The sequence below is a fragment of the Imperialibacter roseus genome (genome assembly GCF_032999765.1).
In the GTDB taxonomy this organism is placed as follows: Bacteria; Bacteroidota; Bacteroidia; order Cytophagales; family Cyclobacteriaceae; genus Imperialibacter; species Imperialibacter roseus.
On sequence record NZ_CP136051.1, the window covers coordinates 3,821,815 to 3,847,674 of the forward strand.

Annotated in this window: 22 protein-coding genes; 10 read left to right on the plus strand and 12 right to left on the minus strand. The window is 47.1% G+C overall.

From position 1 onward, the window contains the following. Nucleotides 1-45 precede the first annotated feature (45 nt). The gene (gene kduI / locus RT717_RS15935) at nucleotides 46-882 is read left to right on the plus strand and encodes a 5-dehydro-4-deoxy-D-glucuronate isomerase (protein ID WP_317487377.1); all 837 of its coding nucleotides are present in this window, start codon (nucleotides 46-48) and stop codon (nucleotides 880-882) included. A 72-nt stretch (nucleotides 883-954) separates the two neighbouring features. On the opposite strand, the gene RT717_RS15940 is transcribed toward kduI, so the two are convergent. The 6 genes from RT717_RS15940 to RT717_RS15965 all read right to left on the minus strand — a co-directional run bounded on the left by RT717_RS15940 (nucleotide 955) and on the right by RT717_RS15965 (nucleotide 8,421). Beyond that, nucleotides 955-3,093, minus strand: coding sequence for a TIM-barrel domain-containing protein (locus tag RT717_RS15940; RefSeq protein ID WP_317487378.1), 2,139 nt, complete (start codon nucleotides 3,091-3,093; stop codon nucleotides 955-957). A gap of 177 nt (nucleotides 3,094-3,270) precedes the next feature. Beyond that, on the minus strand, nucleotides 3,271-4,653 hold the full coding sequence (locus tag RT717_RS15945) for a putative oxidoreductase C-terminal domain-containing protein (RefSeq protein ID WP_317487379.1): 1,383 nt from the start codon (nucleotides 4,651-4,653) through the stop codon (nucleotides 3,271-3,273). Nucleotides 4,654-4,660: 7 nt separating this feature from the next. Then, the gene (locus RT717_RS15950) at nucleotides 4,661-6,037 is read right to left on the minus strand and encodes a Gfo/Idh/MocA family protein (protein ID WP_317487380.1); all 1,377 of its coding nucleotides are present in this window, start codon (nucleotides 6,035-6,037) and stop codon (nucleotides 4,661-4,663) included. Nucleotides 6,038-6,073: 36 nt separating this feature from the next. Beyond that, a complete protein-coding gene (locus tag RT717_RS15955) occupies nucleotides 6,074-7,042 on the minus strand; it encodes a DUF6807 domain-containing protein (RefSeq protein WP_317487381.1) in 969 nt (322 codons plus the stop codon). 101 nt (nucleotides 7,043-7,143) lie between these two features. Beyond that, nucleotides 7,144-7,698, minus strand: a complete 555-nt coding sequence (locus tag RT717_RS15960; RefSeq protein WP_317487382.1) for a cob(I)yrinic acid a,c-diamide adenosyltransferase — start codon at nucleotides 7,696-7,698, stop codon at nucleotides 7,144-7,146. Between the two features lie 6 nt (nucleotides 7,699-7,704). Continuing rightward, the gene (locus RT717_RS15965) at nucleotides 7,705-8,421 is read right to left on the minus strand and encodes an ABC transporter ATP-binding protein (RefSeq protein WP_317487383.1); all 717 of its coding nucleotides are present in this window, start codon (nucleotides 8,419-8,421) and stop codon (nucleotides 7,705-7,707) included. Between the two features lie 298 nt (nucleotides 8,422-8,719). Here RT717_RS15965 and RT717_RS15970 point away from each other — a divergent pair, with 298 nt between their 5' ends. Both RT717_RS15970 and bla read left to right on the plus strand, forming a co-directional pair. Further along, entirely contained in the window at nucleotides 8,720-10,111 is a 1,392-nt protein-coding gene (locus RT717_RS15970) for a M28 family peptidase (protein WP_317487384.1), read from the plus strand. Between the two features lie 21 nt (nucleotides 10,112-10,132). Then, nucleotides 10,133-10,873 carry a subclass B1 metallo-beta-lactamase gene (gene bla, locus RT717_RS15975; protein ID WP_317487385.1) on the plus strand — a complete coding sequence of 247 codons (741 nt, stop codon included), beginning with the start codon at nucleotides 10,133-10,135 and terminating at the stop codon, nucleotides 10,871-10,873. Nucleotides 10,874-10,897: 24 nt separating this feature from the next. Here bla and RT717_RS15980 read toward each other — a convergent pair whose 3' ends face one another. Further along, on the minus strand, nucleotides 10,898-11,254 hold the full coding sequence (locus RT717_RS15980) for a helix-turn-helix domain-containing protein (RefSeq protein ID WP_317487386.1): 357 nt from the start codon (nucleotides 11,252-11,254) through the stop codon (nucleotides 10,898-10,900). A 1-nt stretch (nucleotide 11,255) separates the two neighbouring features. Further along, on the minus strand, nucleotides 11,256-11,552 hold the full coding sequence (locus RT717_RS15985; protein WP_317487387.1) for a type II toxin-antitoxin system HigB family toxin: 297 nt from the start codon (nucleotides 11,550-11,552) through the stop codon (nucleotides 11,256-11,258). A 156-nt stretch (nucleotides 11,553-11,708) separates the two neighbouring features. Between RT717_RS15985 and RT717_RS15990 the strand changes: the two genes are divergently transcribed. Next, on the plus strand, nucleotides 11,709-12,476 hold the full coding sequence (locus RT717_RS15990; RefSeq protein ID WP_317487388.1) for a MerR family transcriptional regulator: 768 nt from the start codon (nucleotides 11,709-11,711) through the stop codon (nucleotides 12,474-12,476). Between the two features lie 76 nt (nucleotides 12,477-12,552). Then, on the plus strand, nucleotides 12,553-13,761 hold the full coding sequence (locus tag RT717_RS15995) for an IS256 family transposase (protein ID WP_317487389.1): 1,209 nt from the start codon (nucleotides 12,553-12,555) through the stop codon (nucleotides 13,759-13,761). Between the two features lie 55 nt (nucleotides 13,762-13,816). Here the strand turns inward: RT717_RS15995 and RT717_RS16000 are convergent, their stop codons facing one another. Further along, nucleotides 13,817-14,383: a Uma2 family endonuclease gene (locus tag RT717_RS16000; protein WP_317487390.1), complete on the minus strand. Its 567-nt coding sequence runs from the start codon at nucleotides 14,381-14,383 to the stop codon at nucleotides 13,817-13,819. Nucleotides 14,384-14,473: 90 nt separating this feature from the next. Here RT717_RS16000 and speB point away from each other — a divergent pair, with 90 nt between their 5' ends. From speB to RT717_RS16025, 5 genes are all read left to right on the plus strand, one after another. Beyond that, the gene (speB, locus tag RT717_RS16005) at nucleotides 14,474-15,259 is read left to right on the plus strand and encodes an agmatinase (RefSeq protein ID WP_317487391.1); all 786 of its coding nucleotides are present in this window, start codon (nucleotides 14,474-14,476) and stop codon (nucleotides 15,257-15,259) included. Nucleotides 15,260-15,347: 88 nt separating this feature from the next. Then, nucleotides 15,348-15,686: a YciI family protein gene (locus tag RT717_RS16010; protein WP_317487392.1), complete on the plus strand. Its 339-nt coding sequence runs from the start codon at nucleotides 15,348-15,350 to the stop codon at nucleotides 15,684-15,686. Beyond that, nucleotides 15,686-16,951, plus strand: a complete 1,266-nt coding sequence (locus tag RT717_RS16015) for an RNA polymerase sigma factor (protein WP_317487393.1) — start codon at nucleotides 15,686-15,688, stop codon at nucleotides 16,949-16,951. Before RT717_RS16010 ends, RT717_RS16015 begins: the two co-directional genes overlap by 1 nt. Before the next feature lie 174 nt (nucleotides 16,952-17,125). Next, nucleotides 17,126-18,514 carry a sigma-54-dependent transcriptional regulator gene (locus RT717_RS16020; protein WP_317487394.1) on the plus strand — a complete coding sequence of 463 codons (1,389 nt, stop codon included), beginning with the start codon at nucleotides 17,126-17,128 and terminating at the stop codon, nucleotides 18,512-18,514. Then, on the plus strand, nucleotides 18,504-19,847 hold the full coding sequence (locus RT717_RS16025) for a sensor histidine kinase (protein ID WP_317487395.1): 1,344 nt from the start codon (nucleotides 18,504-18,506) through the stop codon (nucleotides 19,845-19,847). The genes RT717_RS16020 and RT717_RS16025 overlap by 11 nt, the downstream gene beginning before the upstream one ends. A 28-nt stretch (nucleotides 19,848-19,875) precedes the next feature. On the opposite strand, the gene RT717_RS16030 is transcribed toward RT717_RS16025, so the two are convergent. The 3 genes from RT717_RS16030 to RT717_RS16040 form a co-directional block, all read right to left on the minus strand. Then, nucleotides 19,876-22,368 carry a serine/threonine-protein kinase gene (locus tag RT717_RS16030; RefSeq protein ID WP_317487396.1) on the minus strand — a complete coding sequence of 831 codons (2,493 nt, stop codon included), beginning with the start codon at nucleotides 22,366-22,368 and terminating at the stop codon, nucleotides 19,876-19,878. 16 nt (nucleotides 22,369-22,384) lie between these two features. After that, nucleotides 22,385-22,960 carry an ECF-type sigma factor gene (locus tag RT717_RS16035; RefSeq protein WP_317487397.1) on the minus strand — a complete coding sequence of 192 codons (576 nt, stop codon included), beginning with the start codon at nucleotides 22,958-22,960 and terminating at the stop codon, nucleotides 22,385-22,387. Between the two features lie 171 nt (nucleotides 22,961-23,131). Beyond that, entirely contained in the window at nucleotides 23,132-25,750 is a 2,619-nt protein-coding gene (locus RT717_RS16040; RefSeq protein ID WP_317487398.1) for a right-handed parallel beta-helix repeat-containing protein, read from the minus strand. Nucleotides 25,751-25,860: the final 110 nt, after the last annotated feature.

Here is a 25,860-nt window from a genome sequence, read left to right on the forward strand (position 1 = left end):
ACTTTCAAGGCTAGTTAACTAATTTTTTTACACTCAACCAACAAAATGACAGACTTACGATTTGGCTCACACCCTGAAGACATTAAACAGCTAACTACTTCGGCGCTTAGAGACCGTTTTCTGATATCAGAAGTGATGAAGCCGGGGCAAGTCACCGCTTCGTATTCCGTGCACGATCGCATGATGGTGATTGGCGTCGTTCCAACAATCAAAGCAATTACACTTCCCACCTTTGAAGAGTTGACGAAGGCCAATTTTTTTCTCGAACGCCGGGAGCTCGGCATCATCAATGTAGGCGCCAAAGGCACAGTTACGGTAGATGGCGAGCGCTTTGAGCTCGACAACAAAGAATGTCTCTATGTGGGGAGAGGGAAAAAAGAAATTGTGTTTAGCAGTGGCTCTCCAAGCACCCCTGCCGAGCTCTATGTGAACTCATGTCCCGCACACAGGGAGTATCCAACGACAAAAGCAACATTCGCCGATGCCAATGAGGTGAAGCTTGGTTCGAAAGAGAACTGCAATGAACGCACGATTTATCAGTACATCCACGACGGAGGTATACAGAGCTGTCAGCTGGTGATGGGGCTCACCATTTTGGCACCGGGAAGCATTTGGAATACCTTTCCTCCGCATACGCACAACCGAAGAATGGAGGTATACTTCTATTTTGATTTGCCCGAAGATCAGATTGTGATGCATTTTATGGGGGAACCTCAGGAGACAAGACACCTGGCCATGAGCAATAAGCAGGCAGTGATCTCTCCCGAGTGGTCTATTCATGCGGGAGCAGGCACTTCAAATTATACATTCATCTGGTCGATGGCTGGCGAAAATAAAGCGTTTACAGACATGGATGGCCATCAACTAAAATCCATCCGCTAGTCTGTGGTGCTCGATTCATTTGCCTATAAACCATTTTCCTCAGAGGCTCTTGAAGGGTGCTCTGAGAAAACATTACTCAGTCATAAACTTCCAGGTAACACTGCCGTAGCCAAAAACAGAGCCTTCTACTCTCTTCTCATTCCCTTTTGACCCCACTTGCGGGTCAGCACTTAATTCGGTCAACGAATAGTCACCCTTTTCATAATCAAAGGTTTCCCCGTCATCGTCGTACAGCAGGAAACTGCCGCCCTCTTTGCCGTAGTGCCTCACTTGCAATGCCAGCTGCTCGCCAGGTTTTGGCGCATGAAGCCTGGGCCCGATCATGGGAATGATGCCGCCATCTTTCACAAAAAGCGGAATGGTGGCCAGCGCTGTCCTGATCTCAATCACCTCATTTTCACCTGCATACTCGCCCGTGTAAAAGTCGTACCATTTGCCTTGTGGCAGAATAACAGTTCTGGAAGTTTCGCCGGTAAACACCGGTGCCACCAGCAGGTTGTCGCCAAACATAAACTGGTCTTTGATGTCCTTTCGGATCGCTAGGTTGTAGGGGTTAGCGGTGTCATCGAGCTTTCCGGCTTTGATCTCCTCTTTTGCTCCAAAGCCTTCCACTAGTTGCATGGGCCTCACCGGTGGGGTACCGTTAAAATAGTAGTCGGCGAAGGTGGAATAGATGTAGGGCAGCAGCTGCATCCTGAGCATGGCCACCTGTTGCACCTCTTCGTACACCTCCGGGTAGGACCAGGGCTTGGTGCCACTCGACCAGGCATTGACCATCGCCATTGGCGAAAAACACACCGACTGCATCCTGCGCAGCCATTCTTCACCCTTGTTGGACTGTCTTACTTCTGGTGTCCAGAGCACGCCAGAGAACCCGGAGTTGATCAGGGCAGTGATGAAATCCCGGTGGTCGTAATAGTCGTTGTACAGCACAAAGGGGAGAGTGGCGGCTCCCGCATTGGAGGCCCTCACCAGGCCGTAAGTTCTTTGGTTGCTTTTGTGGTAGAGGTCGGCGACCATCTTCTGCATCAGCAGCCCATACACCTGCCGCATTTGTTCGGCGCTGGTGCCTGAAGGGAAGGTGGCTGCATCGGGCCAGAGCCAGTTGTCGTAGCCGTCCACCTCATCTATTTTAAGGCCGGAAACACCGATATCCAGTTGGTTTTTCGTGTAAAAATCAAGAAATATTTTTCGGGCAGCGTCCATGGTATAGTCAGGCACGATGCCATTCCAAACCAAATGAGTACCTGCATAGGGCAGCATCGGCTCGTACAGCTTCGCTTTTGGAGCAATATAAGGGTTCATCCAGAGGTTCGTTCTCACTCCCTGTTCCAGCAGCGTATGTACAAACTTTCCTGGTTCGGGAAACCTGCCTTCATCCCATTCATAGGAGCTGGGATACGACATGTTCATCCACCCGGGCTCCAGTCCAATAAAGTCAAGGGGAAATTCGTTGTGTTCGAACTCCTGCACTTCGGCCAACACTTCCTCCGCTGTATGCCTAGTATGGCTGCGGTAGGTGAAGCCCAGACCCCACTTGGGAGGCAGCACGCCACCACCCTGGTAGAGGTTGTATTTTCGAACGGTGTTGAGGGGTGTCTCTCCGTTAAAAACAATGATCTCTGCATTTCCATCTGGAATAACGATTTCCACCACATCCGATTTGGGCTGCGCCTCCCAGTTTTTGTCAGTGTTTCGATTGTACACGGCGGGTTTGCTTTTGCTGTCGAGCCTCACGCTGCTGCCCACATACACGGTCATGTAGCTGGCAGAATTGATCAGCACGCCATAGCCTTTGCTCGATAAGTAAAATGGCACAGGCGCATGGGTACTGCCGTTGTCTTTACCGCCGTAATGGTCAACCTTTAAGTGGTAGGTTTTGCCCCGACGATTCACGCTTTTGAATTGCAGACCCAGACCATAAATTTGCTCAGCGTCGTCGAGCGGGAGCTGGATCACTATTTTGTGAGCTGATTTTGTAATGTGAATCCGCTCTTTGTCAAGCGGGAACGTTGTGGCTGCTCCTGCATCCAATCTGGCAAGATTGGGAACCGCCCCAGCAGCATCCAGGAGGTTAATCTTACTTTTTTCGCCAATGGTGTATTTCCAAACGCCGTTGGCTTGCTGCTGCCAGTCCGATTTTTTTGCCCCTCCACAAGCGAAACAAATAACCAAGATCGTAGCGTGTAGAAAGATATTTTTAAGATTCATGCAGATTTGAAACAAAAATGGCAACGGCCTAAACGTTTCTCGGTAGCTTTGGCCGCCAAAAAGGGTTAATTGACAAAATGATTTAGCTCACATTTGCAGGGAATCTGAATGTGGTGCCACCAGCTATCGCTGTGTGCACCACATTCGGGCTGTTAATTTTTACACAAGGCTATAAAATTACTTAGCCGTCGCCATTTCCAATGCCTTAACATTCGTGAAATACTTCACCTTCATAAAGGCCTTTTCCCACTCCGGCATTGATCCGGCCTGGTAGTACTCCAAAAACTTCTCGGTTACCTGACCAAAGTGTGCTTCATGTCCGTTGTGGTAAGAATCAGGGATGTCGACAATGTACTCGCCTCCCTCCTGCTTCGTCAGCCCAATCCCGGGATATTTCGCCTGCAGCGTTTCGTTGATCGCTTTGGCCAAAGCTTCGTCCTGACGGTCCAATAGTTTCACATACAGAGTCGCCCTGTAGTTCTCTTCCGCTCCCTGACGGATCATCAGGTTGGCTTTGGTGCCCCGCATCATACTGTAGTGTGTATCCGCTGCGCCTTCTGGTGCCTTGTAGTTCCAGATCACGCTCACCTTCGCATGTTTGCCACGCAGCGTGTAGTTCATTTCACCATTGCTCAGCACTTCCAGCTTGCCCTCTTTGATGTATTCATTCAAAAAGGCAGGAAACTCACTAGCACCTGTCACTCCTTTGAAGTCGTCAACCGTCAACACAGTAGGCCAAAGCTTCGCCGACATCATGTTCACATCGGTGGTGTCGAGCAGCTGCTCAGGGAAAGTTTCCCACTGCACCAGGTCTACCAGGTGAGTAGTTACGTCCACAATACCCGTTCCCTCTACTTTCACATCAAAAAACCAGTCGGGTCGCACCAAAGGCTTGCCGGACACATATTTGAAGAAGTGATGCACACTTTCTTTGGTTATCGCCGGATTTTCAGGCGTGCCGTCTTCCAGTTCACCAAACACCTCGGGCAACATGGAAAGCTGACGTTGCAAAATGGTAGTGATTTCAAACCTCTCGGTCATGATATCATACAACAGCAGGTCCTTTTCTTCCGCCACCTGAAAAGCCTTAAGCAGCTTGGCGTAACCAGCCTTGTCCACCACCAATGGTTTATCGGCATACACGTTTATGTCGTTTTCAATGGCTTTCAGCACATAATCAACCTTGTGGTCATTCTTACCTGCCACCACCATCACATTACCCGGCTTCTGATCGATCATTTTTTGCAAAAAATCAGGGCCTGTGGTCACCTTTATTTTCCACCCCGTAGGGTTTTCCGCCCGGGTATTGTAGCCGTTGATGCGGGCAAGGTAATCGGTCAGCTCGGGGCCGTCCGGTGCAAACACATAAATAGTAGAGTCTACCACCGGATACATCGACTTGTGGATGAGCCCGGCATGAAAATGCCCCGGTTCCAGCGTCATGATCCTGATTTTACCGTCGTCGGTAGATTCTTCCGTGCTTTCTTTCATCGTTCCTGATTGGCAGCCTGCAAGAAAAAGGGCTGCGAGAGCCCCTGAAAATAGTTGGTTGAGTTTCATTTAATTTTTATCCTTTCATTTTAACGTTATCGGTTCCATAGGGCGCTCTCTGCGGCCTGCTCAGGAGCTTGTTGGCTTCCTCATTGTTCACAAACATTTCCTTCTCGGGGCTCCACTCCAGTCTGCCAGGTATTTTCATGGCAATGTGGCTGACCAAACAAACAGAACACGCTCTATGGCCAATTTCGATCGGAGAAATCGGCTGCTTGCCCGACTGAATGCACTCCAACCAGTTGCCATGGTGCTCTTCGCTTTCGTATAAATGGATTTCGTCGTCTCCAATCTCCGACTTTAGTATCTGCGGATCTGAGGCATCAAGGGCCTTCGCACTGTTTTCAGCAGCCACCGGATCAGACGCCGACGCCACATAATCACCACGGGATACCCAAATCCAGCCGTCGCTTCCCTCATAACGTACACCATTTGGATAGCCTCCTGATGTATACACGTTGATGCCATTGTCGTACTCCTGCTTCACCATAAAGTCGCCATGCACGTTCCACAATCCGGATCTTGGGAATTCGGCTACTGCTTCGATATAGCGAGGCCCGGTCAGCTCGGTGTCCATGCCCCAGGCAGCGGAATCATAGTGATGCTGCCCCCAGCCGGTGATCATGCCTGCGCCAAACTGCTCGCACCGCAACCACCCAGGTCGACCATAACCATCCACTGGGTGAACGCCGATCTCAGTATAAGGCACCTCGGGTGTTGACCCCAGCCACATGTCGTAGTTAAGTTGTTTTGGCACAGGCATAGCAGGAGCTTCGGGACCTGAGGGGTCGCCAGGCAGACCAATTCTTACGGTGTGCAGCTTGCCTATTCTCCCATTGCGAACAAGCTCCGCAGCCACTTTGAATTGCTTCATGGACCGCTGCTGAGTGCCCATCTGGAAAGTGACATCAGACTTCTTCACAAGGTCAGCTAGCTGACGTCCCTCTTTGATGGTGAGTGACGTAGGTTTTTGCAGGTAGACGTGCTTTTTGGCCAGCACAGCCTCCATGGCAGGCTGAGAATGCCAATGGTCGGGCGTGCTGATGATGACCGCATCAATGTCTTTGTTCAACAGCATTTCCTTGTAATCACCGTACTGTTTCACGTCGACGTAGGGCTTACCCATTTTTTCGGTATAGTACTTTTCAACGTGCTCTTTTCCTTCCTTCATCCGCTTGCTGTCCAAATCGGAGACGGCCACGAACCGGGCGACGTTGTGCTGCCAGGTGCCTGGCATGTCGTGGCCACGGGCAATTCGACCACACCCAATCTGGCCAATATTGATTTTGTTGCTCGGCGCATCTTTTCCAAAAACGGAAGAGGGCACTATGGTGGGGAAACCCAGCACACTGGTAGCAATGGCTGTGTTTCGGACAAATTCTCTTCTTTTCATAGGTATATAAGTAGTCTAAGGGTAAGTGTTTAATTATTATTTGGTGAATGCTTTCCAGTAAGCTTCCGCTTCTTCGGCTGTAAGCGTTCCGTCAAACACGACCATTCTATATTTCAAAGTGTATCTCTTTCCAGGCTCAATTTTCCAGGGCTCATACCTGATGGGGCAAAATTCTATATAGACATTTTCTTTTCCTCCGTTAGCATCCACTGGCCACACCCGCATTGGTTCGGGGTGAGCCCTGTTTTCAGGGTAGCTAAGAAATAGTATACCGCTTTTCCCTTCCTTTGCTCCAGAAACTCCATGCACCATTACCCACTTCCCTCCTGTTCCATCGGCGTTGGTTCTATCGTACCCTTCTGACGTAAGAATCGTACTGTTACCCTGATTCCAGGCCGCCGTGGCACGATAGCCGATACCTCCGCCATAGCGGTAGGCCTCCAACATAATAGGCGTTGACAGTGGTGTGGAAATGGTCGTTGTGTAGTCGACCAGGTACCTTCCTTTATCTGCGCTTTGCACCCGGATGCCTAAGTCCTCCTCAATAGCCACCTGTGGGCCATTCGGTGCCAGCAGGTCAGTATGGTTCTGTCGAACAACTACTTCAGCAATATTCCCTTTAGCTGTCTGTGAGATTATATGGTCAAAATCGACCCTGCCTTTTCCATCTCCCAAATTCCAAAAGTCCACTTCCCTGCCTTCTACCCTGGTCTTCGTCCATGGGCCCCAAATGCCCAGGTGATGGTAATGGTCGGGTGGTTGAATACGGGTAAGTACCTCGCCAGAAGGTGACTTGAGCGGGTGGATAAAGCCAGATTTGCGAAACTCCTTCTTCACTCCTTCCGGCACGGTGAGCATGGAAGTTTGGTAGGTAAGCACCTCCTTTCCGCCAAAAAGAAAATCAATACCTGTGGTCGTCTCTTTTAGGCTTACTTTCTGTGCCTGAGTGGATACAAAAAGGCTAAATACAGCAGTAAGCAACAGAAGGGTCTTCTTTAGCGTCATTTAAAATTTAGTATCGGGGTTGAGACCGATGAAGATACTAAATTTTTCACCAGGTTTGTCCCGGTACAAACTTTTTCCTTCGGGAGAGGTGCAAAAAAAGCCTATTTTGGACTTCTGGGCTTCCACGGGGTTTCCTCCACGCCCAGCTCATGCGCCATCATGCGGCACAGCACAAAAAGATAGTCGGAAAGGCGGTTAAGAAACTGGACAATACTTTCTTCCACAGCCTCTTGTTCTTGCAATCCAATAACCAATCGTTCAGCCCTGCGGCAAACACAGCGAGCGATGTGACCATGCGAAACCGAAGGATGGCCGCCTGGGAGAATGAAGTTTTTCATTGGAGGCAGCAAGGCATCCATTTCATCCATGGCGGCCTCCAGCCTGCTTGTCAATGTTTCGTCAACCTGCGGAACAGGGAATTTGGTACTACCAGGCTCCATGGCCAGGTGCGAGCCTATTGTAAAAAGTTGCTCCTGTATTTCTATAAAAAATGGTATTCTGGCTTTGTTTACCTCTTGATCCCTCAGTAATCCGATATAGGAATTGAGTTCGTCGACAGTGCCATAGGTTTCTATGCGAAGATGTGCCTTCGATACCCTGGTGCCACCAAGAAGAGAGGTGGTTCCCTTGTCGCCTGTTTTAGTGTAAATTTTCATCCAATATCAGACCGGCTCTGACACATGGCGGGTGATGTTTTTATTTTCAGTGTCAGATTCAATCAAACCGTCCCTTAGCCTGATGACCCGGTGCGCATACGTTGCAATATCTTCTTCGTGTGTCACCATAATGATGGTGTTGCCTTTGTCGTGCAGCTCCTGAAAAAGCTCCATGATGCTGTAAGAGGTCTTCGTGTCGAGGTTACCAGTCGGCTCATCCGCCAGGATAATCGAAGGGTTGTTAACGAGCGCTCTCGCAATGGCGACTCTCTGGCGCTGTCCACCAGATAGCTCATTGGGCTTATGACGAGCCCTTTCAGCAAGTCCAACACCAGCGAGGGCTGCCATGGCTTGCTCTTCCCTGTCCTCCCGATTCATGCCCGCATAGATAAGCGGAAGTGCAACGTTCTCAAGAGACGACTGCCTTGGCAGCAGGTTGAAAGTCTGGAAAACGAACCCGATCTCCTTGTTTCTGATTTCCGCCAGCTCATTTTCAGTAAGATCGCTAACGTCATGGTTATTGAGGATGTATTGACCTCCGGAAGGCGTATCAAGACAGCCTACAATGTTCATCAACGTAGATTTCCCAGAACCTGACGGCCCCATAAAAGCCACATATTCACCCCTATTGATGTCGATGGTGATGGACTTAAGAGCGTGGATAGTTTCGCTACCCATCACATATTTTTTGGAAACATCTCTGGTTTGAATGACTGCACTCATGAACAAAAGGGGTTTTAGAAAATTTTAATATACAATAATACCTCGAACGATTGGAAAATCCACAACTAATTCTTTAGTGGGTACTTTTTAATTGCCCAAAGGTTTCACTACCGTTTTCAACCTTAACGATGAACACCACTCTATTTGTTTACTTTCATGCCAATGAATTACAGTATTGGTCTGTATTTTTTTCAAGCTCACCAGTATATTGCAATCTCTTTTGCCGGTTCTTGGCAATTGAAGAACCATCGAACACCCGCAGTGCCTTATTCATCGTGAACCTTTGATAACAAAAAAAATGAAATTGAAATACATTGCCCTTGTACTACTATGCTGCCTGACTATCGACAACATAACTGCACAAAAAGCAAAAACTGACGATCAGGATGTTGAAATGATCCGCAAAATCTATGACGAGGCGCTTGGCAAAGGCGAATCGTATCAGATGCTGGAGTTTCTTACAAAGCAAATCGGCGCCCGATTAGCCGGCTCGCCAGGGGCAGCAGCAGCAGTGGACTGGAGCAAAGAAACTATGGAGGGCTTTGAGTTTGACAACGTATTTCTTCAGGAAGTAATGGTGCCTCACTGGGTAAGAGGCCAAAAGGAAATTGGCAAGATCGTTAATTCCAAAATGGGTTCGGTGGAAGTCAACGTTGTGGCACTGGGCAACTCGGTGGGCTCCGGGCCTAACGGCGTGGCCGGAAAAATAGTAGAAGTGCAAAACTTTGACGAGCTGGCCGCTCTTGGCGAAACTGGTATAAAAGGGAAAATCGTCTTTTTCAACCGCCGGATGGATCCTACCTTGATTGAAACTTTTGAAGCCTATGGCGGCGCTGGCAACCAAAGGGGTGCCGGGCCATCTGAAGCCGCCAAGTATGGTGCCATTGGGGTTGTAGTCCGCTCGCTGACCAATGCACTGGACGACCACCCGCACACTGGCAGCACCAACTACACGCCCAATCTTTACAAGCTGCCAGCGGTGGCCATCAGCACCAACGATGCCGATAAGCTGAGCAGGATGCTGAAGGACGACTCTGAGCTTGAGTTCTACTTTGAGACGCATTCACAGATGCTACCGGACAAGCTATCACACAACGTAGTGGGCGAACTTAAGGGCAGCAGCAAAGCAGACGAATACATTGTTGTTGGCGGGCACCTCGACTCCTGGGATCTGTCGCAGGGTGCCCACGACGATGGCACTGGCTGTGTGCAGTCTATTGAGGTGCTTCGGATTCTCAAGGCTATTGGCTACAAGCCAAAAAGAACCCTGAGGGCTGTAATGTTCATGAACGAAGAAAATGGCCTTAGGGGAGGACGGAAATACGCTGAATTGGCTGCCGAAAATAAAGAGAAACACATAGCTGCCATGGAATCGGATCGTGGTGGCTTCAAACCGCTTGGGTTTACTTTTACTGCTGAAGACAAGCAGGTAGAGCGCATCAAAGGCTGGGCGCCATTGTTCGTGCCTTATCAGATTTACAAGTTTGACACCGGAGGTGGTGGGGCCGACATCAGCCCACTGGCAACACAAGGCGTGCCCATGATTGGCTTCTACCCCGACCCGCAACGCTACTTCGACTACCACCATACGGCGATTGACACGTTCGACAAAGTGAGTCGGAGAGAGCTGGAGTTGGGCGCTGCCACCATGGCGGCTTTAACCTATTTGATTGACAAGTACGGGCTTTAAAGGATTGTTAATTTGAGACTTATGATGACAGATTGGATGGCTGCCGGGATCAGGAAACTTCTTCCTTTCATTGTAATATTGTTTTGTATCGGAACTGCCCATGCACAGTTCCAGATTGAGGTTAAAAAGCACAGCAACTCTATATACATTTACGAGTCGTACGGTGCCTATCAGGGAGGAAAAGTGGGTGCCAACGCTGTCATCTTTGTGGGCAATGACAGCGTGGTGGTCATTGACACTCCCTGGGGAAATGACCAAACCGTGCAGCTACTTGACTGGATTGACACTGAAATCAAAAAACCAGTAGCCAGCTTTGTGATTACGCACTTCCACGATGACCGGATAGGTGGTATTGATATCCTAAAAGCAAGAGGCATTCCGGCCGTGAGTTCGGAGCTAACGGCCAAACTGGCCGTGGAAAATGGCATTGCTAAACCAGACGTCCTCTTTAAAAACGACACCACCATCACTCTGGCAGGAGGCAAAATTGAGGTTTTCTATCCCGGACCGGGTCACAGCCCCGACAACGTGGTCGTTTACTTCCCTTCGGAAAAACTCCTGTATGGCGGCTGTTTTTTGAAGGATGCTTCAACTACTTCCCTGGGCAACCTGGGAGATGCAGACGTTACCGCCTGGCCTGTGAGTCTCGAAAAAATGAAAAAGCGGTTTCTAAAACCCAAGATGGTCATTCCCGGGCACGGGGGATTGGAGCCGGGGGCTATTGAGAATACGGCGAAATTATTAGATGATAAAAAAGACTAACAAGAAAGGTGTATTCATGTCCTTTCAGTACTCACTCGCCAATGTTTCGATAGGGATATTCAAGTGTTTGCTTAAGTTCCTTATCATAGGCAAAGTAAGCTTTCTCTTCATCGAAAGCACGTCAGACACTCTGCTCTTATCTCCAATAAGCGATGTTAAGTCTTTAGACTTCAGGCCCAACTCTTCCATTCTCACCCTGATCGCCTGGATAGGCTTCAATGATCCCATTGGATAATTTCTTTCTTCATAATCCCACACTAACAAAGATATAATCTGCAATTCGTCCTCCTCTTTGGAGTTCACTTCGCAATCAATTAATTCGTCAATCCGCTTTAGTGCGTTATTATAATCTTTCTCATTTCTTATTACACTTATTTCCATTTCAAATCTCCTTTATATTACTAATGCTATCGTAATCTTTATGAGTTCCGATAAACCTTATGTATACCATTTGAATCTGGTATCTAAAAACTACAACCAACCTGTATTTATTGCGACAAATATTGAAAAATGCCCTGTTGTTACCCACAAAATCAACTGATGGAAATACCTCCTTCACCTCATTCGGGTTTTGCCAACTCGATTTAGAAACGATCGTATGCCATTCAATTAAAGGAAGTTCACTGTCATGGTACAAACTCCAGAATTCCTTTAACGTCCTTTTTGCGATTACTCTCAATCTTCATTGTTTGATAACCAACTAAAAGTCGGTAAAAGTTGCCAAAATGCAAACTTTATTTTACTCCCTCCATCGTAGCTTTTAAAAAAATTCAAAAAACACTTGACTCTAACGTAACGTCATAGCCTTTCTTTGCATCATCATTAATGAAAAGGTATGGCAGGCTATACGGTAAAAAAGCTGGCAAAACTAGCTGGAGTAAGTGTGCGCACGCTTCACCACTACGACCAGATTGGTCTTTTGACTCCTGAAGAACGAGGGTTCGATTCAGGGTACAGGTACTATGGAAGGCATGAAATGTTACGCCTGCAGCAGATCCTGTTCTACCGAGAATTAGGCTTTGCTCTGAAGGAAATCAAAAAGATCATGGACGAAAAGGATTTTGACTTGCTGAAATCGCTGGAGTTCCAGAAGTCGGAAATTCATAAGCAGATTGCCAGAAACAAGGTGTTGTTAGGCACTTTGGAGAAAACAATTGATGAAATAAAAAACAGAAAAACAATGGTAACAGATAAAGAAATGTACGAGGGCTTCACCGAAGAGCAGGTGAAAAGCTACCGTCAGGAAGTAGTGGACAGATGGGGTAAGGAGGCCCTGGATCATTCTGAAAATGTGATTCGAAACAAGACAAAAGAAGAATGGGCTCATACAAAAAAGCAATCGGACGACTTCTGCCGCCAAATGGTAGCCTTAATGAGTCAGCCAGTCACTCATAGGGAGGTGCAACAGCTAATCGCTAGGCATCATGCATGGATAGGTCAGTTTTTCGAAGTAACAGAAGAAAAGTACCGAGGCCTCGCTGACATGTACGTGGCGGACGAGCGATTCAAAGTCAACTATGAAAAGTTTGCATTTGGATTGGCTGAATACATGAAAAAGGCGATGTACCAGTTTTGTGAGAATGGAATGAAGATACAAAAATAGTCTCAACAAGCAGGCGAGAGTGTTACAATAACTGTGTCAAGTCATTGATTTAGTAAAAATCGATAACTTGATACAAATGGAAAAAGGAAAATTTGACTATGAGTCCTTCAAGAAGAGCGCTACTCAGCGGCTCAAGCAAGGAGACAGCCTGTTAGGCAAAGAAGGTGTCTTCACTCCATTACTTAAGGAATTTCTTGAAGAAGCTCTTTCGGGTGAGCTGGATGCTCATCTGGACGAGGAAGTGCCTAATCGCAAGAATGGTAAGGGCAGTAAGGTTTTGAAAACGAGTCTGGGCAATGTCGAGATAGACACGCCCAGGGATCGCAATGGTACCTTCGATCCAGAGATGGTTCCCAAGCGCCAGCGAACCTTAGGTGTTGACCTGGACAGGCAAATACTAGCCCTGTATGCCCGTGGCGCCAGCTATGGTGATATCAGCGATCATTTACAGGAAATGTATGGCCTAGACGTGTCTACCGCCACCATAAGCCGTGTAACAGACAAGATACTACCTCTGGTGCAAGAGTGGCGCAGCAGGCCTCTGGAGTCGGTCTATCCCTTTGTTTGGCTGGATGCTATTCACTACAAAGTTCGTCATGAAGGCAGGGTACTCAATCGTGCAGTGTATTGTATGATTGGATTGAATCAGGAGGGCTACAAAGAGCTTCTGGGCATGTATATCAATGAAAATGAGGGCTCTAAGTTCTGGTTGCAGGTGCTTACAGATCTGCAGAACCGTGGTGTTGAAGACATCTTCATTGCTAGCATAGATAACCTGACAGGCTTTGCTGATGCCATAGAGTCAATCTTCCCTAATACTGAGGTACAGCTGTGTGTGGTGCATCAAATCCGTAACTCTCAGAAGTACTTGTCCTACAAAGACCTCAAGGCATTTATGAAGGATCTTAAGCCCGTCTATCAGGCTTCCACCAAAGAGTTAGCAGAGAGACAACTGGATCAGCTAGCTGCTGTCTGGGGCAGCAAATACCCTAAAGTGATCGACTCCTGGAGAAAGAACTGGGCCAGGCTTTCCTGCTACTTCCAATACTCCAAGGAGATCAGGCGTATCATCTATACCACCAATATCATAGAAGGGTTTTACAGACAGATACGCAACGTAACCAAGAGCAAAGGAGCCTTTACTTCTGAAGATGCTTTGATGAAACTGCTGTTCCTGGCTCAGGAGAATATCTGTTCAAAGTGGAACAGACCAGTACACAACTGGAACCAGACTTTAGCCCAGCTTTCTATTATATTTGGAGATAGGCTCAAGCTTAATATTTAAAGACTGACACAGTTAATGTAATACAACCAGCAGGCCGTGTACCTTTTGCGGCCTGCTATTTTTTATCAAATTCTTTCGCTCTGATTTGCTCTATGGCTACTGAAAAACCTTTAAGCACCTTTGACTCAACTGTTCCTTTTTGCGAAGCAAATGCCAGCAACTCGTACTTTCCATTATTCAATGCAAAAATCTCAATCACTTCATTGGCTGGATCAACTACCCAAAATTCTTTCACCCCAAACTTCTCATAAAGTGCTTTTTTTCTTTCCTGGTCGTGATGAAAGGTGGAAGGTGATAGAATTTCAACGACAAGATCGGGCGACCCATTGATATTTCTTTCCGTCAAAATCCCTTCGTTGGCATGGCTGACAAAGATCAAATCGGGCTGTACCACGTTGTACTCATCAAATCTCACATCAGATGGGGCGTTAAAAACATGCCCAAGTTTCTTACTATAAACATAGTCCATAATAAGCCTTTGCAAATTCCTTGAAAAGGCCTGATGCTTTAGAGAAGGCGCTGGCGACATATCAAAAAGTTCTCCATCAATGATTTCATAACGCTTGTCATCATCCAACTTGAGGTATTTGCTGTAAGTGAATTTTTCGGCTACTGCTATCATTTGTTCCTGGTAGTTTGTAAATATACTAACTAATTCCAACGTAAAAAATGCCAAATTGGCGGCAATAACACCGGATCAGCAATAATACAAATGAAACCTATCAACCTACTCGGCATCCCCTTCGACGCCAACTCATCCTTCAAGCGAGGCCCGGCTCAAGCCCCTCCCCTCATTCGCAAAGCGCTGCATTCGGATTCAACCAACTACTTCAATGAAGCTGGTCAAAATGTAAAGGACTTGCTGATCGATGCTGGAGACATCTCGCCGATGGTTCCGTATGATGCATTGCAAAAAGAGATCTCCAAAATCTACACGCCTTCCGAAAAATGGATTTTCCTGGGTGGCGATCACTCAGTGACCTACCCCATACTGCAAGCTGTTGCGCCGCATTACCCCAAGCTTTCTATCCTGCACCTCGATGCGCACTCCGACTTGTATGATGAGCTGGATGGCAATCGATTTTCTCACGCCTGTCCATTTGCAAGAATCATGGAGAATGGATTGGCGCAAAGCCTTACACAAGTTGGCATCCGCACCCTCAACAAGCACCAGAAAGAGCAGGCAGAAAAGTTCCACGTCAACATCATTCCAATGAATAAATGGACAGAAGACATGACCATCGATATTGATGGGCCTGTGTACATAAGCCTGGATATCGACGTGCTTGACCCGGCCTTTGCGCCAGGCATTTCCCATTACGAGCCAGGTGGAGCCAGCACACGGCAGGTAATCAATTTTATCCAGCGGCACCAGCACCTGAATATCGTAGCGGCCGACATTGTAGAATACAATCCTATCAGAGATAGGAACGACATGACTGCATTTGTAGCTGCCAAATTCCTGAAAGAACTTGCAGGTATAATGTCAGCTAGCTAGCGTATTGGTTGAAACAAGTTTTCTTTCTGTTTTGTCCAAAACAGCAGAGCGACCTTGTCTACACATCAAAAACCTCTAAATTATCCCTATGAAAAAGTTTTTGATTCTAATCAGAGAAGACCTTTCTGCAGTTAACAAAATGACCCCCGAGCAAATGGAGGCCGACATTGCCGAATATGTTAAGTGGAAAGACGGCCTTCAGAAAGAAAACCGACACGTGATGAGTGATCCTTTGGAAGGCTCCGGTGCGATGATCTACAAAAATAAAGTAGAAACAGACGGGCCATTCATTGAATCGAAGGAGGCTATCACTGGCTTCTTTGTGTTCCTGGCAAAGGACACGGAAGAGGCAATCAGCATTGCCAAAACTTGCCCTATTTTCAAATACGAAGGACTCGTGGAGCTAAGGCCCATCATGGAATTTTGATGCAACAGGAACAGCCCCCCTATCATTTTGAAACACAAAAGCTGGTCAGCCATCTTTACCGTCAGTGGTACGGTAAGATGGTGACCTCCCTGGCACGCTACTTTGGGCTTCAGCAGCTGGAGCTGGCCGAAGACATAGTGCAAGAGGCCTTCGAGTCGGCCATCAAGCATTGGGAACAAAAAGGCATGCCGGATCAGCCAGTGAACTGGCTCTTCAAAGTATGTAAAAACAAAGCGATCAACACTCTGCGAAAAAAGCGTTTCGAGCCGCTGCCAGCGGAATCTTTTCTTAATACACGGGAACAGGTCAAACTTGAGACGCTTTTTCTCGACAATGAAATTGAAGACAGTCAGCTGCGGATGATCGTGGCTTGCTGCCACTCGGCATTCTCCGTTAAGAATCAGCTCATTTTTGTACTAAGGCACGTGGCCGGCTTAACCGTCAGGCAAATTGCCCGTGGCCTGTTGATGACCGAAGAAGCCGTTGCCAAGTCGATAGTACGTTCCAAGCAACTGATCCGTGAAAAGAACCTATCATTTCCCGATCCTGATTATTTGAAGGTGAAAGAAAATCTGCATGAGGTGCATTTAATCATCTACCTGCTTTTCAACGAAGGCTATTCCTCCACAGACGGCGATTCTATTATGAGAGAAGAGCTGTGTTTTGAAGCCATCAGGCTGATCAAACTGGTGGCAGATAATGAAAAGCTGAAAACTGCAGACTCATTGGCCTTGTTTTCGTTATTTCTTCTCCATGCTGCGAGATTTCCAGCCAGGGAGGATATCGAAAAAAAGCTGATTGACTTAGAAACTCAGGACCGGCGACTTTGGGATCAGGACATGATAGCCCTCGGGCAGCAGTATTTCAGGGAATCTATTCAGGAAAAGAATTACACAAAATACCAGGTGGAAGCTGCCATAGCTTACGAACATGCGCAAGCTCTCTCCTTTGAAGAGACCGATTGGGCAAGCATCTGCGAACTGTACGAATACCTTCTCCAAAGCGACCCTGGGGCTGCCGTTTATCTGAATTGGCTTATTGCACTTTTTTATAGCAAGGGGCCGCTCGTTGCCTATGAAAAGCTTCAGGAGCTTGATTCAAAAGGGTGCCTTGTGCAAAATCAATACTACTTCTCACTCCTTGGTAAAATGTATATGGCCATGGACGATACCACTCTGGCAGCCAGCTGCTTTCGTCAGGCCATTGAGCTGACAACCAGTCTGCCGGAAAAAAAGTATATCGAAAGGCTTTTGGCGACACTTTGAATGGTCGGCGTGCATCAGCGACCTCCACCGTCCGCCAGCGCACAACTATTTTCTACGTCAGTATTTCATCACTTTCTTTAAGTATTGAGATTCAAGCAATTGAGATTGGTTTTACTTCTCTTCGCAAAAGGTATTATTATTGTTTAAAATGGAACGGGCAAAAGCTATGTATAAATGAAAAAGAGTAACCAGGCAGGGAGAATTCTGATTGTTGACGACAATCCCGACGTGTTGAGCGCCGCCAAAATATTTCTGAAGCGACATTTCCTGGAGGTGGTGACAGAGAAAAACCCTGAGTCGCTTCCCAATATTCTGATGAATGAAACATTCGATGTCATTCTCCTGGACATGAACTTCACCAAAGACGTGAGCTCTGGGCACGAAGGCTTTTTCTGGCTCGACAAGATTCTGGAAATAGATCCTTCGGCGGTTGTAATACTGATTACGGCCTACGGCGATGTGGAAGTAGCTGTAAAAGCCATCAAGGAAGGCGCCACCGACTTTGTGCTCAAGCCGTGGGAAAACGAAAAATTGCTGGCCACGGTTTCCTCCTGCATGAGGCTGCGTGAGTCGAGGCTGGAGACCAACAAACTCAAAGACAGGCAAAAACAGATTAACGAGGACCTGGATACTAAATACCAGGAGATTATTGGCAGAAGCGATGCCATTATGAAGGTGTTCGACACGATAGAAATGGTGGCAGGAACAGACGCCAATGTGTTGATCCTCGGCGAAAACGGCACCGGCAAGGAGCTGGTGGCACGAGCGATTCACCGCCATTCGAAGCGGGCTTCCGACGTATTTCTCAGTGTCGACTTAGGGGCTGTAAGCGAAACACTATTCGAAAGTGAGCTGTTTGGGCATACAAAAGGTTCGTTTACCGATGCCAAAGAAGACCGTGCAGGGCGCTTCGAAACAGCCTCTGGTGGTACTTTGTTTCTGGATGAGATTGGCAACCTTTCAACGCCACTTCAGGCCAAGCTGCTGTCCGTGCTACAGTCGAGGCAGGTGACGAGGGTTGGCTCCAACAAAGCCAGGCCCATCGACATTCGCCTCATTTGCGCCACCAATATGCACCTTTACGACATGGTGAAAAAGAGCGAATTCCGTCAGGACTTACTCTACCGCATCAACACCATCGAAATCAACATACCCCCCCTGAGAGACCGGCTGGACGACATTCCGTTGCTGGCAGAGCATTACCTCGGGCAGTTTACCAAAAAATACAACAAGCCCATCCGGTCACTAAGTCCTTCTGTGCTGAAGAGAATGCAAAAATACAGCTGGCCGGGAAACGTGAGGGAGCTGGAGCATGCGGTGGAGCGAGCCGTGATCATGAGCCGCAGCATGGTGCTCGAAGCCGACGACTTCTTCTTGAACCAGGGTGGCAAAGAGCCTGACGAAACAGCGGTAAACCTGGATGCCTACAACATAGAGGAGATGGAGCGTATCCTCATCCGCAAAGCACTCAAACGCCACAATGGCAATATTACTCAGGCTGCTCAGGAGCTGGGGCTGACCCGCTCTTCGCTTTACCGACGAATGGAGAAGTATGATTTTTAGCAGCTTCCGATTTCAAATACTTCTTCGGGTAGCTTTTATCGGGCTATTGACAATGGCTGTTATTTGGCTGATCGAAAGCAGCAAATACGTGAGTGCGACCATTATCTTTTCTGTTGGCGTTTTCTCGCTCTTCAGCCTGTTTCACTACGTCGAAAGCACCAACCGCAAGCTCACCCGTTTTATTGAAGCCATCAAATACGACGACTTCATCATTGGCTTTGACGCCGACAACAGGGTCGGGAAATCTTTCAAACAGCTGAATCAGTCAATGAAAGAAGTGCTTGATGCCTTCCGGCTCACCAGAAAAGAAAATGAGGAAAACCTTCAATTTCTGGACACCCTGGTGAAGAACGTGCAGGTGGGCATATTAAGTTACGACGATACCGGCGAGGTGGGGCTCATCAATCAAATGGCAAAAAAACTGCTATCGCTTGACAACCTGACGGAGCTAAATGAGCTTTCGGCCACAGACCCGGAGCTTTACACCCTGTTAAAATCAATTCCGACGGGAGGCAATACCCTCTACCGAAAAAATGAACTTGTTCACCTTGCCATCCATACCTCCCGGCTGAGAATAAGAGGACGAGAGCTCACACTTGTTTCCCTGCAAAATATCCGGTCGGAGCTGCAACAAAATGAGCTGGAAGCCTGGCAAAACCTAACCAAAGTGCTTCGACATGAAATCATGAATTCGGTGACGCCAATTTCTTCTTTGGTTTCCACGCTAAAAGAGATGTTTGAAGAGGAAACTCATGCCAACAACGAGGAGCAAATGTCGAAGGAAACAATCGGCGACATTAATGAGGCCCTTCAGGCAATAGAGAACAGGAGTCACGCCCTGAAAAAGTTTGTCCATGCCTACCGGGACTTCACGCAGATTCCAAAACCGGCACTGAAGCCCGTGAAACTAGCGACACTGCTGGCCAGGATCGAAAATCTGTATTTGGCAGAAACGAAGGCCAGCGAAGTGACCCTTGCCACAGAACTTGAGGACGATGAAATAACCATTATTGTGGACGACGAGCTGTTGGAAATGGTGCTCATCAACCTTGTGAAAAATGCTATTGAGGTATTAATAGACCAACCAGATGCAAAGGTCACGGTGAGAGGATATATGAGCGATCAGCTGCGCCCGGTAATCGAAGTGGAAGACAATGGGCCTGGCATTATTCCGGAAGCCATCGACAATATTTTCATTCCGTTTTACACCACTAAGCCTACGGGATCTGGCATAGGCCTCAGCCTGTCGAGGCAAATCATTCACATGCACGGAGGCACACTGGGAGTGGAATCGGAGGTAGGAAAAAAGACAGTTTTCAAAATTGAATTGTGAAGAACGAAGCTGAAACATCAGGCTGCCGCTACTTAGACTGGATAGCAGCCCATTCGTCTTTCAACTTCTGATGGTATGGGTGATCTTCCCCTAATACTTCCTTACTTAGTTCAATGGCCTTCGTATAATTGATTTCGGCCTTTTCCATGTCTTTCAACTCGCCATACAAATCCCCAAAGTTCGAATAAACATCGATTACTTTTCTGCTCTTCTCCCCCAGCTTGTCGAGATAAATGTTGAATGCCTTTTGGTAACTTCGCTCAGCCTCATCAAACTTCTGCATTGCCTGCCAAGTCATTCCCATGCTCACATAATCACCTGCTACATAAGGATGCTCGTCGCCAAAATTATTGACATCAGCCGCAAGCACCTTTTCATAGTAGCTCAGCGCATTCCCAAAGTCCCGCTGTCCAAATTTTGAATTTCCGAGGTTGTACAACACGCTTACTGTATAATTGTGAAATGGGCCAAATTTAGCCAGGTACGCCTCATACGCCAGAAGCTGCAAAGAGTCTGACTTCGCATAGTCTCTCAGCTTGTAGTAGGCAGAGCCCAAATTCGCATAGGAACTAAGCGTACTAGGATGATCAGGCCCATAAATTCGATAGTTCTCGTCCAGCAAGTCCCGGAGTATCTGCACCTGTTTTTCAAAGTCATGAAGTCGGCTATATACTAATGAGAGATTGTTTAAAGCAATAAGCTTCAAGGTAATGTCTTCACCCTCGAATTTCTCACCCAGCTCCACTGCCGCCAAACTCACTTCAAGTGCCTCTTCATACTTTGATTGCTCCCGAAGGTTGCTGCTGAGATAGTTGTAGGCAAATCCCAGTTGAATTTCCTTTTTCAGGCTCTCCCCTCCTTCGGTGTGTCCTGAAGCTATGGCGTCTTCAATGAGAGCAATTGCCTTTCTCACTTCATCCTCCCCTTGCTCATATTTGCCTTTCAGGTATAGCACATACCCATGGTCTTTATAAGACATTGCCAATGCCAGTGGATAGCCATCTTTTTCCTGCTCAAGATGGCCGATCGCCAACTGAATGGTTGAATCAGCTTTGTCGTACTCTGACATATCCCGATAGTAGCCAGAAATCTCATTGTATAGCCTGCCAAGCTCAATCGCACTGCCATTTCGTTCCTGATAATATTGGAGTGCATCGAAGAAAAGAGGCCCCGACTCCTTCCACAAGCCCAGCCTTTTGTATAAGCTACCCAGCTGCAACTGAGATGAGGCTTTGATCTCAGGGTCACTGATGTTACTGATTTCCTTCTCGCTATTTCGGAGCAAGGCAGCGGCTGTCAATTCTTCTCCCTGCACCAGCCCAGGGTCATTTGCCTCGAATATCTTAGTCAGAAACTCGTTGGAGGCTATCACCTTTTGCTGCTCCCTTTCAAGTGCTCGCTTCTGAATTTGAGTAATGATAGCAGCGCCCATTGATACCACCACAATGACTGCTACAAGTGCCGAGGCAAGTGTGTTGCGTCTTAAAAACAGGCGGGAGGAATAACCCCAGTTCGTCTCTCTGGCGGCCACCGGGAACTGGCCAAGGTAATTTTGAAGATCAGCAACCAAATCCGTCACTGTCTGGTACCTCTGCCCAGCATCAACGGCCATGCACTTTGTAATAATTGCGTTCAGGTCTGTCTTAATGGCCGGGTTCAAGGTCATTGGAGCTCGAAACTGTCCATTTCGTATCATTGTTATTACCTTGTCTCTCTCGTCGCCGTCAAACGCCATGTGCCCGGTGAGCAGCTCATACAAAAGCACGCCCAACTGATAGACATCAGACTGAACAGACAACGCCTTGTGCGAGAGTTGCTCGGGAGAAGCGTATTTCAAGGTACCTCCAAAAGAAGTATCTTCCTCCAACTGGTCATCAAAAAGCTTGCCTATACCAAAGTCGAGCAGTTTGACCTGACCATCATCGGTAATGAGAACATTAGAAGGTTTAATATCTCTATGAAGGATGAAGGCGTTGTGGGCATGAATCACCGCACGACACACCGGAATCATAATGCGGTTAAGCGTATCGGAAATACTTAGCCGATACAGTTTACAGTATTGATTAATGGGTGAGCCATCCACATATTCCATGACCAGGTAAGGAGACTGATCATTGGTAAGCCCTCCGTCAAAAATGCTTGCTATGTTGGGGTGATTTAGCGAAGCCAGCAGTTGCCGTTCCGCTTTAAAGTATTGTTCGTATTTGTCAGTGTTGAGCAGTGGCGAAAGCACCTTTATAGCCACTTGCTGATCAAACAGGTTGTCAGCTCTTTTTGCTTTGTAAACCACTGCCATGCCACCCACGCCAGCCTCTTCCACCACCTGGTACTTACCAATGGCATAACCCGCTGGCAGCCTTATTTCGAGGCTATCGGAAAGCTGTTTGGTGAGATTCTCTTGCAACCCATCAAAAAATATCTCAGCATCATTCCTACGTCCGAGTAAATCAGGCAAATCCTCTACTGAGAGGTTCATTTTCGTTAAAAAATCAATCCACTCCTCTTCGGAATATTGCTCCATAGCGTACACTTACAATTTAGGCGGCTGAAGGCGAAAGCTGCATATGCAGCCAGGTTTTGGCCATATTCCATGATCGCTTAACTGTAGATGGGCTTGTGCCTAATATCTTTGCTGTTTCGTCAATAGACAGCCCAGCAAAAAAACGGCACTCGACAATTTTCCCATAGGTAGGCTCTCTTTTCTCAAGCACCTCCAAAGCTTCATGTATTTTCAAGATGGCCGTTCCTGTCTCTTCAGTAAAATTTATGTGCTCTTCAAGGTCATCAATTTTCAAATGATTAGGCTGATTTCCTCGCTTGTCAGTTTGCTTTTTCAGGCAAGCGTTTACCAAAATTTGACGAATGGCTTTTGCAGCAAGATTGTAAAAGTGCTCTTTGCTTTGAAGCTGGCTCAGGTCAGCTTTCGAGAGTTTCAAATATGCTTCGTGCACAAGTGCAGTGGTGTTCAGGGTTTCTTGTTGCCGAAACTTAAACCTCAAATGGTGGGCATTTTTCCGAAGCTCATCGTAAACAACGGGAAAGAGTTCATCAAGGGCTTTTTGGTCACCTTTATTGATCCTGTCTATCAGTTTCACCAGCTCCGCTTCACCCATCGTTTGAAATAATAAATTTAGATGCCTATAAACTCTGTCAAAGTATAAAGCTATAAAGAATAAATAGAATATTCCGTATTTAATCTACGGACGGAAGCATAAAAAACCCGATCCTTTTGGATCGGGCTTTAACATGAAAATCAGCTGCCTGTGTTTACTGGCCTTTTTTACCTATTCCTGATTATTTCCACTGGCATTATCAGTGAAAGTGTTGCCAGCTGCCGCTCCGGCAAAATCATTTGTTACGCCTTTAGAATAGATTCCGTAGCCACTGCTGTTGGTAATAGCGGAGTTCGTTACAGTCACCTTTCCATCCGAATTCACCGCAATATTGGCAGGAAAATCAGCTCCATTGAAGTCGTGCGGTGAGTTACCACCGTAAGCGATGTTGCAAAAGTCAAACTCATTGCCGGCATCTGTTGACGAAAAATAAAATCCTTTCCAGTGCAGCCCACCATCGATATTTGACGAGGTGAAAGTGATCATGTTAGTGGAAGTTCCTTTTGCCGTAAATGCGCCGTCAACCAGAATCTGGACGTCTTCGTCCATTTTGAAAGAAGCGCCTGCCTCCACAGTAACTTTTCCATACACCCTGATATTTCCGGTAATTCTGTAAGAAGCGCCCGTGGTCAACGACTTCCACGTGACCACTTTGTCCTGGGCCAGGTCGCTTTCGAATACTTCCACATCAGCAAATGAATTGTTGCTGAAGGTGCTTGCACCATCGATAGCATCAAGTTCATCGGCCGGTATACCTACACCCCTTTTGTTGTCGGAAAAGCTGTTGCTTCCAAAACTACCTATCTGTCCACCCGACTCATCGGCATAGATGCCATAGTCTTTATTGTTGGTAAACGTAGAGTTGGTAACCGATACCTTGCCGGTGATGTCCACGCCAATAGCCGCTGCAAAATCGGCTCCTGAGAAATCGATAGGAGAATTACCGGCGAACGAAAAATCGGTGAAATCAAAATTATTGAGGCTACTGGCAGAGCTGACGTAAATGCCCTTCCAATAAAGCTCGCCTCCAGGGTTTGATGTCGTAAATACAATACGGTCGGTGGCAGTTCCCACGGCTGTGAGCGACCCAAAAACCCTTACCAAAACATTTTCATCAAAGTTCACAATAGCTCCGGCAGCAAGTGTGAGTTTGCCGTTTACGTCCATGTCGCCCGACAGTCTGTAGGCGGCGCCTCCGCTGAGTTTTTTCCATGTTGACGTTTTGGATTCCGAAAAATCTGACTCAAAAATTTCAACATCAGCATTTGTATTGTCTGTAAAAACAGAAGCACCGTCTATCATTTCAGCCTGGTCAGCTGGCAAGCCAACCGCCCTGTCGTTCGAAACAAAAGTATTGCTTTCAAATGCACCAATCTGGCCACCGGCATCGTCGGCATAGACGCCATAGCCTTTGTTGTTGGAGAAAGTACTGTTCTTAAACGCCATTTTTGCGCCGAGCTCAATACCAACACCGGCTGAGAAGTCTTCTCCTGAGAAATTCATCACTGAATTTCCAGCATATGAAAGTGTGACATGGTTCAATATATTTCTGCCATCGGCTGAGTTCACATAAATACCTTTCCAGCGAAGTGCTGAAGCCTCATCGGAGGTTGTAAATTCAATCGGGCTCTCGGCAGTGCCAGCCGCTATGAATGCACCGTCGACAGTAATCATGACATCCTCATCCAACCCGAACTTGGCCCCGGGAGCAACATTAAGCACTCCATTCACATCGATATCTCCCGAAACAGTATAACGAGCGTCGTTGCTCAATGCCTTCCATGTTATTTCCGTCGCTTCGGCAATTGAAGAAGAAAAAATTTCAACATCGGCATTTGTTGAATTGGTAAATGCGGTGGTATTGTCAACACTTGCTGCCGTTTCAGCCCACACGGCCATGCCGTTTTCATTGTCAACAAAGAGGTTGTCCTTAAATGTATTAAGCTTTCCCCCATCATCATCCAGGTAAACTCCATAACCTTTGTTGGCAGCGAAAAGGCTATTTTCAATCTTGATATTTCCTCCTCCATTTACACCTACACCAGCCATATAGTCAGCTCCGTTAAAATCCATGGCTGTGTTGCCAGCGTATGAAACTTCGGCGTACTTAAGTATGTTCTGCGCACTGGCTGACTGTATGTAAAGCCCCTTCCAAAACAGATCAGCCTCTTCGTTGGCTGTTGTAAAAATGATGGAGTCGGCTTCGGTACCTGCTGCCAGCAAAGTGCCACCCTGCTCAATCTTCATCATTTTATCTTCCTGGAAATGAATAACGACGCCTGGCTCTACAGTGAGCACGGCAAGCACCGACACATCTCCAGTTACCAAATAATCAACAAGTGTGGGATCAAGGTTGATATTTTCAAGCGTCATGTCGCTATCAATCAATCCGCTGAGTTCTACATAGCCTGGAGCCAATGCACTTATGGTTACTTGCTTTGTATCGTTCACCCCTTCATCAGCATTCGAAATTTTCAACTGAACTTCATAGTCCCCTTCAACATCGGGAATCAAAGAAGCTATAATGGCATCGGCGTTGGTTATTTCTGTTGTGCTGCCGGCTGGCTGTGACAGAAGCGTCCACTCGGCAGTGAAGCCAATAGCATCCGCATCCACGGAACCACTTGCATCTAGGGTAATTTCTTCATTCACTGCCGGGTTTTCCGGACTAAAATCAATATCTGCTTCCAGCTTGAACTTCGAGGGTGCTGGTTCATCGTCCCCACAACTTATTGCAAACACTAACATCACCAAACAGGTGAGCATTCCGACTAACTGTTTTACTTTCATATTACATGGTCTTTTTATGTGATCAAATTCCCTTCACCCCCTATTACAGGAAAAGCAGTGAAATCGGGTCAGCTCACTTAAAAAAATCATGAATTTATTTTTCCGGTCAC

What these genes read in the sequence shown, in the direction of transcription:
- kduI (WP_317487377.1), top strand. Translation starts at nt 46, where the DNA reads ATGACAGACTTACGATTTGGCTCACACCCTGAAGACATTAAACAGCTA.
- RT717_RS15940 (WP_317487378.1), bottom strand. Translation starts at nt 3,093, where the DNA reads ATGAATCTTAAAAATATCTTTCTACACGCTACGATCTTGGTTATTTGT.
- RT717_RS15945 (WP_317487379.1), bottom strand. Translation starts at nt 4,653, where the DNA reads ATGAAACTCAACCAACTATTTTCAGGGGCTCTCGCAGCCCTTTTTCTT.
- RT717_RS15950 (WP_317487380.1), bottom strand. Translation starts at nt 6,037, where the DNA reads ATGAAAAGAAGAGAATTTGTCCGAAACACAGCCATTGCTACCAGTGTG.
- RT717_RS15955 (WP_317487381.1), bottom strand. Translation starts at nt 7,042, where the DNA reads ATGACGCTAAAGAAGACCCTTCTGTTGCTTACTGCTGTATTTAGCCTT.
- RT717_RS15960 (WP_317487382.1), bottom strand. Translation starts at nt 7,698, where the DNA reads ATGAAAATTTACACTAAAACAGGCGACAAGGGAACCACCTCTCTTCTT.
- RT717_RS15965 (WP_317487383.1), bottom strand. Translation starts at nt 8,421, where the DNA reads ATGAGTGCAGTCATTCAAACCAGAGATGTTTCCAAAAAATATGTGATG.
- RT717_RS15970 (WP_317487384.1), top strand. Translation starts at nt 8,720, where the DNA reads ATGAAATTGAAATACATTGCCCTTGTACTACTATGCTGCCTGACTATC.
- bla (WP_317487385.1), top strand. Translation starts at nt 10,133, where the DNA reads ATGATGACAGATTGGATGGCTGCCGGGATCAGGAAACTTCTTCCTTTC.
- RT717_RS15980 (WP_317487386.1), bottom strand. Translation starts at nt 11,254, where the DNA reads ATGGAAATAAGTGTAATAAGAAATGAGAAAGATTATAATAACGCACTA.
- RT717_RS15990 (WP_317487388.1), top strand. Translation starts at nt 11,709, where the DNA reads ATGGCAGGCTATACGGTAAAAAAGCTGGCAAAACTAGCTGGAGTAAGT.
- RT717_RS15995 (WP_317487389.1), top strand. Translation starts at nt 12,553, where the DNA reads ATGGAAAAAGGAAAATTTGACTATGAGTCCTTCAAGAAGAGCGCTACT.
- RT717_RS16000 (WP_317487390.1), bottom strand. Translation starts at nt 14,383, where the DNA reads ATGATAGCAGTAGCCGAAAAATTCACTTACAGCAAATACCTCAAGTTG.
- speB (WP_317487391.1), top strand. Translation starts at nt 14,474, where the DNA reads ATGAAACCTATCAACCTACTCGGCATCCCCTTCGACGCCAACTCATCC.
- RT717_RS16010 (WP_317487392.1), top strand. Translation starts at nt 15,348, where the DNA reads ATGAAAAAGTTTTTGATTCTAATCAGAGAAGACCTTTCTGCAGTTAAC.
- RT717_RS16015 (WP_317487393.1), top strand. Translation starts at nt 15,686, where the DNA reads ATGCAACAGGAACAGCCCCCCTATCATTTTGAAACACAAAAGCTGGTC.
- RT717_RS16020 (WP_317487394.1), top strand. Translation starts at nt 17,126, where the DNA reads ATGAAAAAGAGTAACCAGGCAGGGAGAATTCTGATTGTTGACGACAAT.
- RT717_RS16025 (WP_317487395.1), top strand. Translation starts at nt 18,504, where the DNA reads ATGATTTTTAGCAGCTTCCGATTTCAAATACTTCTTCGGGTAGCTTTT.
- RT717_RS16030 (WP_317487396.1), bottom strand. Translation starts at nt 22,368, where the DNA reads ATGGAGCAATATTCCGAAGAGGAGTGGATTGATTTTTTAACGAAAATG.
- RT717_RS16035 (WP_317487397.1), bottom strand. Translation starts at nt 22,960, where the DNA reads ATGGGTGAAGCGGAGCTGGTGAAACTGATAGACAGGATCAATAAAGGT.
- RT717_RS16040 (WP_317487398.1), bottom strand. Translation starts at nt 25,750, where the DNA reads ATGAAAGTAAAACAGTTAGTCGGAATGCTCACCTGTTTGGTGATGTTA.